The sequence below is a fragment of the Burkholderia sp. BE17 genome, assembly GCF_009362305.1.
GTDB lineage: Bacteria > Pseudomonadota > Gammaproteobacteria > Burkholderiales > Burkholderiaceae > Burkholderia > Burkholderia pyrrocinia_C.
Genome location: NZ_WHNU01000037.1, coordinates 1 through 13,812, shown reverse-complemented (window position 1 = coordinate 13,812; position 13,812 = coordinate 1). Strand labels below are relative to the sequence as shown.

Here is a 13,812-nt window from a genome sequence, read left to right as displayed (position 1 = left end):
CGCTTACTTCGTTCGTTGCCCCCCGAGGGGGTGGTCAGCCTCCTTGGGGCGGCCCGGCGGAGGCTGAGATGAAACGACCCCCACGCTCACGTTGTTCGCTACCCCCCGAGGGGGCGGTCAGCCTCCTTGGGACGGCCCGGCGGAGGCTGACATGAACGGACCCGCACGTTCGCTTCGTACCGCGTCGACCCCGACGTTCGCGCCGGGCACCGGCCGGCGCAACCGCGCGACCGGCGCGCCGGCGCCGATGCACGTTGTGCTGTTCGGCGCCGGGCACGTCGGTCACGCGCTCGTCACGCTGCTCGGCGCGCTGCCGTGCGTCGTGCAGTGGGTCGACACGCGCGACGAGCTGTTCCCGGACGAATGTCCGCCGAACGTGCAGCCGGAGCCGACCGACACGCCGGAGGCCGTCGTCGACGCGGCGCCGCCCGGCGCGTACTTCCTCGTGATGACGCACAACCACGCGCTCGACTTCTCGCTCGCCGCGCAGATCATGCGGAGGCGCGACTACGCGTACTTCGGGATGATCGGCTCGCGCACCAAGCGCGTGAAGTTCGAGCGCCGGCTCGCCGCGCGCGGCGTCGATCCGGCGCGGCTCGTGGAGATGGTGTGCCCGATCGGCGTCGCGGGCATCGTCGACAAGACGCCGGGCGCGATCGCGGTGGCCGTGTGCGCGGAACTGCTGCAGGCGCGCTCGGGCATGCCGGTGGCCGATGCGAAGGCGGCTGCATCGGGGCGCGCGCGGGACGACGTATCTTGCGCGCGGTAACGTCGCGCGTCGCTTGTTTGGCTCGGCCAAACGGCGCTCCTTGCTTCTTGCTCGCGCCCCGAGGGAAGTTCCCTTCGGGGACAGCCGGCAAGGCACTTTCGCAAGCCCGTTATTAGCGGGAACAGGCCCTGGCGCACGGCCGCGCGTTTTTGCATACACTGCACGGCAACGCGCGGCATCGGGCCGCGCCTTTCCGTGCAGGCGCCATGTCCGATCATCCGATCTATTTCGACGCGCTCGATGCGAGCCTCGTCGCCATCGAGCGCTGGCTGTCCGGCGTCGATACCGCGCCAGCGGCGCTCGACGCGCTGCTCGCGCCGTTCTCCACCGCTTTCACGATGATCCTGACCGACGGCCGCGTAGTCGACCGCGACGGCACGCGCGCGCTGTTCGCGAAGCTCGCCGGCGCGAAGCCGGGGCTGCGCATCACGTTGTCGGAGATCCGCGTGCTCGCGGCCGACGCATCGCATGCGGTGATCACCTATCTCGAAGCGCAGCACGCGGCATCGGGCGAGCTGCCCGCGCGGCGCGCGACCGCGGTGTTCGAACGCGACGCGGCGGGCGTCGTGCGCTGGACCCATCTGCAGGAAACCTTCTGCACGGCCTGAGCGGCCGCGCCGCGTATCAACGCTTGCGAGTGCGGGCGACCGTCAGCTCGTCGGACACGCTCTGCATCAGCGCGCACAGCCACGCGATGTCGGTCGGGCGGTCGGGCTGCGGATGCGTGAGCAGGTAACTCTTGATGCGCGGGAACGGCACGGGCGGCGTGACGACGACGAGCGGCAGCAGCTGCGCATAGTGCGTCGCGAAGCGGCGCGTCGTCGTGAAGATCAGGTCCGACTGCAGCAGCACCTGCGGCACGATCCCGAAGTAAGGCAGCATCGTCACGATGCGCCGCGTGAGGCGCGCGCGCGCGAGGCCGATCTCGATCGCGTTGCGCTTGTCGCCGGTGTATGGCGTCGGCGCGACGTGCGCGGCCGACGCATACGCTTCGCGCGTGAGCGGCACGTGCGCGAGCGGGTGCGCTTCGCGCATCAGGCACACGATCGTGTCGGAGAACAGGTCCTGGCGCGCGAACTGCGGGTCGGGTTTCGGCCAGTTGCCGATCACGAGATCGAGCGCGCCCGATTCGAGCGCGCCCGCGTGGTCGAGCGCGGGATTCAGCGAATCGATTTCCAGGTGCGCATGCGGCGCGGCGTCGCGAAAGCGCTCGATCAGCGTCGGCATGAAGAAATCGTTCAGATAGTCGGGCGCGGCGACCCGGAACGTGCGGCGCGCGGACGAAGGGTCGAAGTCGCCGTGCGGCGTCGCGATGAAGTCGACCTCGCGCAGCGCGCGCTGCGCGGCTTCGAGCAGCGACGCGCCGTATTCGGTGGGCACCATCCCGGATTTGCCGCGCACGAGGATCGGGTCGTTCAGCGTCTCGCGCAGCTTGCGCAGCGCGGTGCTGATCGCGGGCTGGGTCTGGTTCAGCCGCAGCGCGGCCTGCGTGACGCTGCGCTCGAGCAGCAGCGTGCGCAATACGCGCACGAGCCAGATGTCGAGCGAGGCGGTACGGTCGTCGTCTTCCATCGGTGCGGGGTGATTCGGCAGAGGCGTAACCTTACCGCAGCCGCGCGTCGCCGGGCGTGATACCGGCCATCACGCACGACCCTTCGGCAGCGCGCTGATCCGCTTGACCTCGCCCGATTCGAGCCAGGTCGGCGTGCGCGCGCAGTACAGCACCATCGGCAGCGCGTCTTCACCCCAGAACAATTGCTGGTTCATCCAGAACGTCGGCACGCCGAACACGCCGAGCGCGATCGCGTCGGCGTTGTTGCGGGCCAGTTGCGCACTCGTCTCCTCGAATTCGATCAGCTCGTCGCCGTGGCCGACGCCGACGCGTTCGCACAGCGCCGCGAAACCGTCCGGCGTCGACGGATCGTTGCCGTCGCGCCAGATGAAGCGGTACATCTCCAGCACGGTCGCGATATCGGCGCGCAGCGCGATCGCGAGGCGCAACACCTTGTCGGAATCAAACGGGTGCGCGGGCGGCATCTTGAAGCGGATGCCGAGCTGTTCCGCGCGAAACAGCGCGTGACGGTACGTGAACACGCGCTTGGCCGGCACGTCGGCGCTCGGGCGCTGCCCCCAGTGGCGCTGCAGGTCGATGAGCGACACGGCGACCGGTTCGAACGGCACGTCAGGCCATTTGTCATGCTGTTCGAGCAGCAGATAGGAGAACGGCGACACGAAGTCGAAGAACCAGGCGGGCTGGGCGGTGTCGAGGCCGGTTGTCATGACGATCTCCAGAGGGTGGGGCGTACGGCGGCCTCCATGGTACGCGGCGGTGCGCGCATGCGGCAATGATCGCGGATCGTTCGCTCACGCGGAACCGGGAGTCGCCCGGGGGGGATCGCCGGCCGGCGTCGCGGCACCGCTGCGTGCGAGCGGCTGGCCGACGGCGCCGGGCGGCCCCGCCGGCGTTTCCTGGTCGTGCGCGGTGAGCCGTTCGCGCACGAAGCCGATGTGCTCGCGCAGCACGTAGAACTGCCCGGCGTAGGCGAGCGGCATCTTCATCCGGTTCACGGCTTCCTCGATGTCGTCGAGCTCGTCGAGCAACCGGACGCGATCCTCGGCCGTGTGCTCGCCGAGCGCGCTGCGCTCGAGCGCGATCAGCGCGCCGTACCAGCGATAGATGCGCGAGCGCACGCGCCAGCCGTACAGCGACGGCACGAGCCGCAGCCCGGGGATCAGCACGACGATCAGCGGCACGATCACGACGAGCAGCCGGTCGACGAGGCTCGCGACCCAGAACGGCAGCCGGCGGTACAGGAAGGTCTTCCCCGACTTGTAGTAGCGTGCGGCGTCGTCGGAGAGCTGGAAGCCGCGCGTGACGGGCGACGGGAATTCGCCCGCGTGCTGCAGGATCGTCGCGTGGCCGTGCACTTCGCGCGCGGCCTCGATCAGCAGGTCGGACAGCGCGGGGTGCAGCGAGTCGCGCGCGACCAGCTCGATCGTCGGCGCGACCGTATGGATGTCGGCGGGCGGCAGGTTCAGGCCGAGATCGTAGACGCCCATCGGCAGCGTGATCGCGGTCAGGTACGGGAAGCGCCGCGCGTACGCCTCGGCCTGCGTGAACGAATACACGTGCACGCCGGGCGCGCGGAACAGCTTCGCCATCACGGGGATCTGCGTCGAGTCGCCGGACAGGAATGCCGCGTCGATCTTGCCGTCGAGCAGCGCGGTCGCGGCGTCCTCGCCGGCGGTCGGCAGCAGCTCGGTAGGGCCGCCCGGCACGATGCCGTTCATCTTCAGCAGCGCGAGGCTCAGCTCGCGCGCGCCGCTGCCTTCCGCGCCGAGCGCGAGCCGCTTGCCCTTGAAGTCGGACAGGCGCGCGACGACCGGGCCGCGATACATGATCGCGAGCGGCACGTAGCCGATGCTGCCGAGCGATACGAGTCGTTCGTCGCGCTCCTTCGGGCCGATGCCGCTCTGCACGAAGCCGACGTCGACCGGCGCGTTCGGGTTCGACAGCCGCGCGAGGTTCTGCGCGGACCCTTCGGACGATTGGACGTCGAGCGTGACGCCGTTCTTCGCGAGGATGGCCTTGTATTTCTGCGCGGCGTTCCAGTACGTGCTGCCGGGCGGCCCGGCCGAGATCACCAGCGTGGACGGCGGCGCCGGCTGGATCAGCCTGACCGCGAGCCAGACGGCCGCAGCCGCGAGTAGCACGGTGGGGCCGATCGACAGCGCGAGGTCGCGCCACGACACCGCGACGAAGCGGGCGAGGATGCGGCGAGGCGGGCGAGGGCGGGCAGGCTTCATGGGATCGGCGGGGGACGCTGGCGTGACGCATCGATGACGGTCGTCATGGACGATGCACATTCTCGCGGCGATGGTACCCGGTTTCGCCGCGCATGCGTGAGTCGGGCGCGGTCGCGCGGCTCCGCGGCGACGGCGGCGGGCGCCGCCGCGTCAAAAGCTTTGCGCTTCCGCGGGCGCTGGATTACATTGTGCGACGCAGCCGCACCCGATTCGCGCGCGACCCGGCACACAAAGAGACCGGGCGTGTACGGCCGGCGGCTGTCCGGCCCGGCCGGCCCGCTATCGCGCGCGCCGGCTGCCGGCCCGTCTCGCCTCTCTCGCATCGCCGTGGAAATCACCGGCTGTCCCGCCCGTTCGCGCGCGGGACGGCTGTCTTTGGGGGTATCCGGCCGTACTGTGCACGGCCGTTCAGAAGTGACAAGGAGATAGCATGAAGTCGATCGTGTTGAGAGCGTTGGGTGTCGCCGCCGTGGCGGCCTGTCTGTCCGGCAGCGTATACGCGCAGTCGAGTGAGCCGGCGGCAGCTGAAGCGCCGGCCGCGAGCGCGCCGAAGGCCGCCGCGAAAAGCGCGAAGAAGGCGAACCGCCAGCTCGGCTACGCGGTGCGCAAGGCGATTTCGAAGGAACAGGGCGTCGACGTGTCGAACCTCGTCGTGCGCTCGAAGGGCGGTGCGATCTCGCTGCAGGGCACGATGCCGGATCAGGCACAGATCGACAAGGCCGAAGAGGCAGCCAAGGGCGTGAAGGGCGTGACGTCGGTGTCGAACAAGCTGACGGTCCAGCAGCAGTAATGCCGGTCGGGCGGCGCGATAGCGCCGTCCGCGCCCGCTTTCAGGCGGGCCTCGGCGCTGCCGGGGCCCGTTTTCGCTTCAGAGGCCGCCAGCCGCGCGACGCGGCGGTGGACCGATAACGAGATCGAGAGGGCGGCAATGACGACGCACGGGTGGGGCAGACGAATTCTTCTCGGCGCGGCGCTGGCCGGCATCGCGATGCTCGGCGCCTGCAACGGCGACGAGTCGGGCGAGCGCAACCGGCTGCCCGGCTTCGTGTCCGGCAGCGTGCGCACGACGGCTTACGACGGCGCGAGCGACGATTTGTTGACGGCCGGCCTCGGCAAGACGGGCCTCGCGGCGGCGAGCGCGCCCGGTTTTGCGAATCCGTCCCGGCCGACGAGCGCCGAGCTGCGCCGTCTCGCGATCTGGTCGAACTACCGCGCGCTCGTCGACATGAGCGCGAACGGCGGCTACGGCCGCTTCTGGGGGCCGAACGTCGACCTCGACGGCAACGACACGCTCGGCGAAGGCAAGATCCCCGGCACCGAATATCTCGCGTATTCCGACGACGGCAGCGGCAGCAAGAACGTGACGCTGCTCGTGCAGGTGCCCGCCAGCTTCGATCCCGCGCAGCCGTGCATCGTCACCGCGACGTCGTCGGGCTCGCGCGGCGTGTACGGCGCGATCTCCGCGGCCGGCGAGTGGGCGCTCAAGCGCGGCTGCGCGGTCGCATACAACGACAAGGGCGGCGGCAACGGCGCGCACGAGCTCGGCTCCGATACCGTCACGCTGATCGACGGCACGCTCGCCAACGCGGTGCTCGCCGGCACCGCGAGCCTGTTTACCGCGAATGTGACGAGCGGCGATCTCGCCGCGTTCAACAGCCGCTTTCCGAACCGCTATGCGTTCAAGCACGCGCATTCGCAGCAGAATCCCGAGCAGGACTGGGGGCGCGTGACGCTGCAGGCGGTCGAGTTCGCGTACTGGGCGCTCAACGAGCAGTTCGGACCGCTGATCGACGGCTCGCATCATGGCGTGCGCTATCGGGCGGGCGACATCACGACGATCGCCGCGTCCGTCAGCAACGGCGGCGGCGCGTCGCTCGCGGCGGCCGAGCAGGACAACCGCGGCTGGATTACCGCGGTCGTGGTCGGCGAACCGCAGATCAACGTGCGGATGGCGCCGAACGCGATCGTGCGCACGGGCGGCCAGCCCGTGCCGTCGTTCGGCCGGCCGCTGGCCGACTACGCGACGCTCGCGAACCTGCTGCAGCCGTGCGCGGCCGCGTCGGCGTCGCTTGCCGATGCGCCGTACCTGAGCGCGCTGCCGGCCGCGACCACGCAGTCGATCCGCACGCAGCGCTGCGCGACGCTCGCCGCGGCCGGGCTCGTGTCGGGCGCCGACACGCAGAGCCAGGCCGCCGACGCGCTCGCGCAGCTCCACGCGGCCGGCTATCTGGCCGATTCCGACGTGTTGCAGGCGCCGATGTGGGATTCGCAGGCGATTCCGGCGATCGCGGTCACCTATGCGAACGCGTACACGCGCTCGCGCGTCACCGACAACCTGTGCAATTTCAGCTTCGCGACGACGAACGCGGCGACGGGTGCGGTCGCCTCGCCCGCCGCGTCGCCGATGACGGCCGTGTTCGGCGTCGGCAACGGCGTGCCGCCGACGGCCGGCATCAACCTCGTGTTCAACACGGGCGCGGGCGTCGACCACCGGCTCGCGACGCCCGATGGGAGCTTCGCGGGCGCGCTGTGCCTGCGCCAGCTCTGGACCAACGGGATGCTCGGGATGCCCGCGAACGTCGACGCGGTGCGCGTGAACGCGAACCTGCAGGGCAAGCCGGCGATCATTGTGCAGGGCCGCAGCGACGCGCTCGTGCCGGTGAACCACGCGTCGCGCGCGTACGTCGCGCAAAACAGCATCAGCGAACGCGGGCGCAGCCAGCTCGTGTTCTACGAGGTGACGAACGGCCAGCACTTCGACGCGTTCCTGCCCGTCGCGGGCTTCGACACGCGCTTCGTGCCGGTCCACTACTACGACCTGCAGGCGCTGAACCTGATGTGGCGGCACCTGAAGAACGGCGCGCCGCTGCCGCCGTCGCAGGTGATCCGCACGGTGCCGCGCGGCGGCACGCCGGGCGCCGCACCCGCGCTGACGGGCGCGAACCTGCCGCCGATCTCGGCCGCGCCGGGTGCGAACGCGATTTCCGCCGGTGCCGGAGCGATCGACGTGCCGCTCTGACGGCGCCCGCCGCACCGCCATCACGAAGCCGGACAGCCGTCCGGCTTTTTCTTTTGCGTCGCTGGAATCGGTCCCGTGCCGCCTTTTATCCGAATGGCGAGCGCCGTAACAAATTATTACTTTACGGCGATAAATCCGGAACCTATTATGCGCCGGTATTTTCACTTAATTTAATAAATTCCAGATACGAGATATTCCTTTCCATTTAGTTAATCGATCCTTTCGATTTTATTAAATCGGCTCGAGCTGCGATTGGTCGCCGTTTTGCGATTAATCGATATCTCGCCGACAGGGATTGTTCGTCTGTTCGAAGCGAGGCGGCCTTGTCGGGCGGGCTTCGCGGGGCATGCTTTTGCCGTCGATTTTGTGTGCCAGCGGATATGCGCAATGAATTCGCATTGTCGCGGATTATTGAATCGTCGTTTGCAATGGAATTGATTCCATTGTGCGATCGAAAAATATGGGTGGGGTAAATCGTGCCGATCGGTATTCGCCGATCCGGTAAAAAACTCGGAGTGCGTCGCATAACGAATGCATTCCCGGTGCGGAGCGCCGGCGCAAATGATCCTTTGCGGCCGGCGGTATTTATCGTTCTGTTCGAGAGGCAATAATGACGACACGGAAGTCCTTGAAAGACGGTTTCGCGCTATTCGGAACGACTCTGAGCATGCCGCTCGCCGCAGCCGCGGCCGCGGCGCTGCTGGTCACGGGGTGCGGCGGCGACGACGGGCCGAGCCCGTCCGCTTCGGCCGCAGCCGCGGCCGCGACGACGTCCGGCGGCAGCACGTCGGCCAGCACCGACGCAACGGCCGCCGCCGCGGCCGACCAGCCGTACGTCGACGACGACGTGTACGGCACCGGGCCGAACGACGCGGTCACGGATTCGACGGAAGGCGCCGCGGTCGTGCACCGCCAGGTCACGATCGGCGGCAAGACCGTCAAGTACACGGCCACCACGGGCCACCTGACGACGATCGACCCGATCACGTCGGCGCCGAACGCGAAGATGTTCTACGTCGCGTACACGCAGGACAATCCCGATCCGTCGAAGCCGCGCCCGGTCACGTTCTTCTACAACGGCGGCCCCGGTTCGTCGTCGGTCTACCTGATGCTCGGCTCGTTCGGGCCGAAGCGGCTGCAGTCGTCGTTCCCGAACTTCACGCCGCCCGCGCCGTACAAGCTGCTCGACAACCCCGACAGCCTGCTCGACCGCACCGACCTCGTGTTCATCAACCCGGTCGGCACCGGTTATTCGGCGGCGATCGCCCCGGCGAAGAACAAGGACTTCTGGGGCACCGACCAGGACGCGCGCTCGATCGACCGCTTCATCCAGCGCTACCTGACCAAGTACTCGCGCTGGAACTCGCCGAAATTCCTGTTCGGCGAGTCGTACGGCACCGCGCGCAGCGCGGTCGTGTCGTGGGTGCTGCATGAGGACGGCATCGACCTGAACGGGATCACGCTGCAGTCGTCGATCCTCGACTACGCGAATGCGCTGTCCGCGCCGGGCATCTTCCCGACGCTCGCGGCCGACGCGTTCTACTGGAAGAAGACGACGGTCAACCCGACGCCGACCGATCTCGACGCGTACATGGTCCAGGCCCGCGCGTACGCGGACAACACGCTCGCACCGCTCGCGCAGAAGCCGAACCCGCAGGACGGCGGCTTCGTGAACGTGCGGCTCAACCTGAACCTGCAGACCGCGCAGCAGATGGGTTCGTACATCGGCACGGATCCGACGTCGCTGATCCAGACCTTCGGCAACCCGGCCGCGCTCGGCAACGTGCCGTCGTCGAACGACAACCCGCCGTACACGTTCTTCCTGACGCTCGTGCCGGGCACGCAGATCGGCCAGTACGACGGTCGCGCGAACTTCACGGGCAAGGGCATCGCACCGTACATCCTGCCGAACTCGGGCAGCAACGATCCGTCGATTACGAACGTCGGCGGCGCGTACACGGTGCTGTGGAACAGCTACATCAACACCGACCTCAAGTACACGTCGACGTCGTCGTTCGTGGACCTGAACGACCAGGTCTTCAACAACTGGGACTTCAGCCACACGGACCCGACCGGCGCGAACCGGGGCGGCGGCAATACGCTGTACACGGCCGGCGACCTTGCTTCGACGATGAGCGTGAACCCGGACCTGAAGGTGCTGTCGGCGAACGGTTATTTCGATGCGGTCACGCCGTTCCACCAGACGGAGCTGACGCTCGCGCAGATGCCGCTCGACCCGGCGATCAAGGCGCAGAACCTGACGATCAAGAACTACCCGTCGGGCCACATGATCTACCTGAACGACGCGTCGCGGACCGCGCTGAAGGGTGATCTCGCCAACTTCTACGACGGCATCCTCGCGAACCGCACCGCGCTGCAGCGCGTGCTGAAGCTGCAGGCGCGCACGCAGCAGCTCAAGCAGCAGCAACTGAAGCAGCAGGGGCAGTAAGTGACGCGGGCGGCTTTGTGCCGCCTGAAGTGACGTAAAAAACACCGGCCGATCACGCGCCCCAGCTCTTCACGTGGCGTGTGTTGATGGCGGTGCTGCAGTGCTCCAAGGTGCCCCGCGAGTCATGGACTTCCGGGGCATCGTCTTGTCCGAGGGCAGATTCGTCACCCCCTGAGGCCAGCGGTGACGGCGTTGAGAATCCTCAAGAAGGGGATGAATAGCCCTCTATTGAGGATTCGTCGAAACAAATACCCGCCCGTTGCGCATACGCTGACCGGTACACCGTGAGACGCCTGGAAGTAACGGCTGGGTTACGAGCGGGGATGGTGTTTTTCGTTAGGGGCGGGAGGGTGTCGATGCGACGCTGCGGGGGCGTCGCGCCGCGCCACTTACGCGAGCACGAGCCGCACGCCGACCGCGACGAGCGTCGCGGCGAGCAGGTTGCGCAGCAGCCGCTCGGGCGCGCGCGCCGACAGCAGGCTGCCGAGCACGATGCCGGGCAGCGAGCCGAGCAGCAGCGACAGCAGCATCGGCCAGTCGACCGAGCCGAGCAGCCAGTGGCCCATGCCCGCGACGAGCGTGAGCGGCACCGCGTGCGCGATGTCGGAGCCGACGATGCGGGTCGTCGCGAGCAGCGGATACAGCAGCAGAAGCACGGTGACGCCGATCGCGCCGGCGCCGACCGACGTCATCGACACGAGCGCGCCGAGCACGGCGCCCGTCAGCACGGTCGACCACAGCGTGCGCGCGGGGCTCGGCGCGAGCGGGTTGCGCGCGGCGAACGCGGTGAGCTGCGGCCGGAAGATCAGCGCGAGCGACGTGAGCAGCAGCGCGATGCCGAGCACGAGCTGGATCATCCGCGCGGTGCCCGGCGTGTTCATCCCGTGCGTATGCAGCCACCACAGCGTGAGCGTCGCGGCCGGGACGCTGCCCGCCGCGAGCCGGCCCGTGATGCGCCAGTCGATCGATCCCTTCAGGCCGTGGACGAGCGTGCCGGTAGCCTTGGTTGCGGCCGCGTACAGCAGGTCGGTGCCGACCGCCGTCGCGGGGTGGACGCCGAACAGCAGCACGAGGATCGGCGTCATCAGCGAACCGCCGCCGACGCCCGTCAGGCCGACGAGGATGCCGACGAACAGGCCGGACAGGGAGTACAGCAGATCGATATGGGGAAGCGACATCGGAAGCAGGCGGTTATGCGGCGTTCGGCGGCGGCGCGCGGCTGCGGCGCGCGCGTCAAAGTCCGCCATTGTCGCAAAAGTGGCGGGTTGATGTACGACTGCGTTAAAAATCGGCCGCGAAGGCCCGTGCGGCGGGCGGCCGGACGGGTGTGAAACGGGCGTTTGAACGAGGGCGGGGCCGATGGTGGTCATCAGCGCGAAAGGTATGACGAACCGGGAATGCGCGCCGTGCCGGGCGCGCGCAAAAAAGGGCGCGACACTGCGCGCCCCGGTTCGGTGCCGGCGATCGGTTTCGTCTGCCGGCGGTCAGTGCATCGCGGGGCCGACGCCTTCGACGCCGTTCTGCGGCCGCATGCGCAGTGCGAGGCCGATCAGCGCAGCCGCGGCGGCGAACGCCGCGCCGAACGCGAATGCCGCGTGGTAGCCGCCGTTCAGCGCGTCGAGCGGCGCGGCCTGCGCGGCCGCGAGCGCGTCGGTGCGGGCGGCCGCGAGGCTGGCAAGCACCGCGAGGCCGAGCGCGCCGCCCATCATGAACGCGGTGTTGACGATCCCCGACGCGAGCCCGGAATCGGCCGGATCGACGTCGCTCATCGCCGCCAGCAGCATCGGGTTGAACGCGACGCCCGCGCCGATGCCGAGCAGCGTCATGCCGGGCAGCACGTGCCAGACGAAACCGCCGTCGGCCGGCGCGCGCGAGAACAGCGCGAGGCCGCAGGCCGCGATCAGCAGGCCGGCCGCGATCGGGCCGCGGACCCCGAAGCGCATCACGATGCGCGCCGACAGCCCGAGCGAGAACGCGGCCATGATCAGGTTCGCCGGCAGGAACGCGAGGCCGACCTGCAGCGGCGCGTAGCCGAGCACGCGCTGCATGTACAGCGCGGACAGGAAGAACCACGCGAACATCGCGGCGGCCCACAGCACGGCGATCACGTTCGCGAGCGCGACGTTGCGCGCGGCGAACAGCGTGAGCGGCATCAGCGGATGCGCGGTGCGTGCCTCGATCGCGATGAACAGCGCGAGCAGCGCGACGGCCGCGCCGATCAGCGCGACGGTCTGCGTCGACAGCCAGCCGGCCTCGTTGCCGCCGACGATCCCGTAGACGGCCAGCATCAGCGACGCGGTCACGGTGATCGCGCCCGCGACGTCGAGCCGCGCGGCGCCGGCCGGCGCGCGCATGCGCGGCAGCAGCGCGGCGCACATCGCATAGACCGCGATGCCGATCGGCAGGTTGACGAGGAAGATCCAGTGCCACGACAACGAACTCGTCAGCAGTCCGCCGAGCAGCACGCCGATGCTGCCGCCGCCCGCGCACACGAAGCCGTAGACGCCCATCGCACGCGCGCGTTCGCCGGGCTCGGTGAACAGGTTCATGATCAGCGACAGCGAGACGGCCGACACGACCGCGCCGCCAAGCCCCTGCACCGCGCGCGCGGCGATCAGCATCGCCTGCGATTGCGCGAGGCCGCACGCGAGCGACGCGAGCGTGAACACGACGAGGCCCGCGAGGAACATGCGCCGCTGGCCGTACAGGTCGCCGAGCCGGCCGCCGAGCAGCAGGCAGCCGCCGAACGTCAGCAGGTACGCGTTGACGACCCACACGAGGGCCGTCTCGGTGAAATGGAGGTCGGTGCTGATCGACGGCAGCGCCACGTTCACGATCGTGCTGTCGAGCACGATCATCAGCACGCCGAGGCAGAGCACGATCAGCGCGTACCAGCGCTTCTCGCCGTGAATCCCGTGTGTCATGGGCCTGCAGCCTTCCGATAGTTATTCGAAAGGAAGCATTGTAGACGTCATCGGCGCGGGCTTCCTGTCGGTTTGTGGCAGCAGCGACGCGTAGTGGCGCGTCCGTGCGGGATGCGCGGGATGGGCGTCGTGTGCGTTACGAGCGCGCCGGCAGTTCGCAGCCGTCGGGGCCGCACGCGGCCGCGTCGCTGCCGGCGAGTTCGACGATGCCGTCGCGCCACGCCTGATCGAGCGCCTGTGCGAATGCGTCGGCCGGCTGCGCGCCCGACACCGCGTAGCGGCCGCCGAACACGAACAGCGGCACGCCGCGCCCGCCGATCTGCGCGGCGCGCGCGATGTCGGCCTCGACTTCGTCGCGGTACGCATCGCTGCGCAGCACGGCTTCGGCGGCTGTGCGTTCGAGCCCCGCTTCGACCGCGAATTCGGTCAGTTCCGCGTGATCGAACAGCGAGCCGTGCTCGCAGAAATACGCGCGATACAGCCGCTCGGTCAGCGCGTGCGCGCGGCCCGTCGCTTCCGCGAGCTTGACGAGCCGGTGGCCGTCGAGCGTGTCGCCGACGAGCGTGCCGGGCAGGTCGTAGCGCAGCCCGACGCTAGCGGCCGCGTCGGTCACCTGGCGCAGCATCTGGTCGACCTGCGCGGGCGACATCCGGTACTTGCCCGCGAGCATCGCCTCGACCGGCTCGACCGGCTGGCCGGGCATCAGCCGGTACGCGCGCAGCGCGACGTCGACGCGGTCGGCGTGCGCGAACGCGGCGAGCGCCTCGTCGAAGCGGCGCTTGCCGATCCAGCACCACGGGCAGATCAGGTCGGACCAGATTTCGACGGTCAGGGTCGGGCGGGC

The 13,812-nt window shown here is 69.0% G+C and carries 11 protein-coding genes; 5 read left to right on the top strand and 6 right to left on the bottom strand.

Annotated elements, in window-relative coordinates; all coding sequences use genetic code 11:
- The first annotated feature begins 151 nt into the window (after positions 1-151).
- Both xdhC and GD429_RS28105 read left to right on the top strand, forming a co-directional pair.
- Positions 152-769, top strand: coding sequence for a xanthine dehydrogenase accessory protein XdhC (gene xdhC, locus GD429_RS28110; RefSeq protein WP_152861857.1), 618 nt, complete (start codon positions 152-154; stop codon positions 767-769).
- A 206-nt stretch (positions 770-975) separates the two neighbouring features.
- Positions 976-1,377 (top strand): nuclear transport factor 2 family protein, encoded by a 402-nt coding sequence (locus GD429_RS28105; protein WP_152861855.1) that lies wholly within the window; start codon positions 976-978, stop codon positions 1,375-1,377.
- A gap of 16 nt (positions 1,378-1,393) precedes the next feature.
- Here GD429_RS28105 and GD429_RS28100 read toward each other — a convergent pair whose 3' ends face one another.
- From GD429_RS28100 to GD429_RS28090, 3 genes are all read right to left on the bottom strand, one after another.
- Positions 1,394-2,341: a LysR family transcriptional regulator gene (locus GD429_RS28100; protein ID WP_152861853.1), complete on the bottom strand. Its 948-nt coding sequence runs from the start codon at positions 2,339-2,341 to the stop codon at positions 1,394-1,396.
- Between the two features lie 69 nt (positions 2,342-2,410).
- Positions 2,411-3,049, bottom strand: coding sequence for a DsbA family protein (locus tag GD429_RS28095; protein WP_152861852.1), 639 nt, complete (start codon positions 3,047-3,049; stop codon positions 2,411-2,413).
- Positions 3,050-3,133: 84 nt separating this feature from the next.
- A complete protein-coding gene (locus GD429_RS28090; RefSeq protein WP_152861850.1) occupies positions 3,134-4,576 on the bottom strand; it encodes a TAXI family TRAP transporter solute-binding subunit in 1,443 nt (480 codons plus the stop codon).
- Between the two features lie 430 nt (positions 4,577-5,006).
- Here GD429_RS28090 and GD429_RS28085 point away from each other — a divergent pair, with 430 nt between their 5' ends.
- From GD429_RS28085 to GD429_RS28070, 3 genes are all read left to right on the top strand, one after another.
- Positions 5,007-5,366: a BON domain-containing protein gene (locus tag GD429_RS28085; protein WP_152861848.1), complete on the top strand. Its 360-nt coding sequence runs from the start codon at positions 5,007-5,009 to the stop codon at positions 5,364-5,366.
- A 138-nt stretch (positions 5,367-5,504) separates the two neighbouring features.
- Positions 5,505-7,595, top strand: a complete 2,091-nt coding sequence (locus GD429_RS28080) for a D-(-)-3-hydroxybutyrate oligomer hydrolase (protein ID WP_152861846.1) — start codon at positions 5,505-5,507, stop codon at positions 7,593-7,595.
- Positions 7,596-8,205: 610 nt separating this feature from the next.
- Positions 8,206-10,044 carry a S10 family peptidase gene (locus GD429_RS28070; protein WP_152861844.1) on the top strand — a complete coding sequence of 613 codons (1,839 nt, stop codon included), beginning with the start codon at positions 8,206-8,208 and terminating at the stop codon, positions 10,042-10,044.
- A gap of 389 nt (positions 10,045-10,433) precedes the next feature.
- On the opposite strand, the gene GD429_RS28065 is transcribed toward GD429_RS28070, so the two are convergent.
- From GD429_RS28065 to GD429_RS28055, 3 genes are all read right to left on the bottom strand, one after another.
- A complete protein-coding gene (locus tag GD429_RS28065) occupies positions 10,434-11,222 on the bottom strand; it encodes a sulfite exporter TauE/SafE family protein (RefSeq protein WP_152861842.1) in 789 nt (262 codons plus the stop codon).
- 306 nt (positions 11,223-11,528) lie between these two features.
- The gene (locus tag GD429_RS28060) at positions 11,529-12,968 is read right to left on the bottom strand and encodes a DHA2 family efflux MFS transporter permease subunit (protein ID WP_152861840.1); all 1,440 of its coding nucleotides are present in this window, start codon (positions 12,966-12,968) and stop codon (positions 11,529-11,531) included.
- A 136-nt stretch (positions 12,969-13,104) separates the two neighbouring features.
- Positions 13,105-13,812, bottom strand: a 708-nt coding sequence (locus tag GD429_RS28055) for a DsbA family oxidoreductase (RefSeq protein ID WP_152861838.1), incomplete at its 5' end; no start/stop codon positions are given.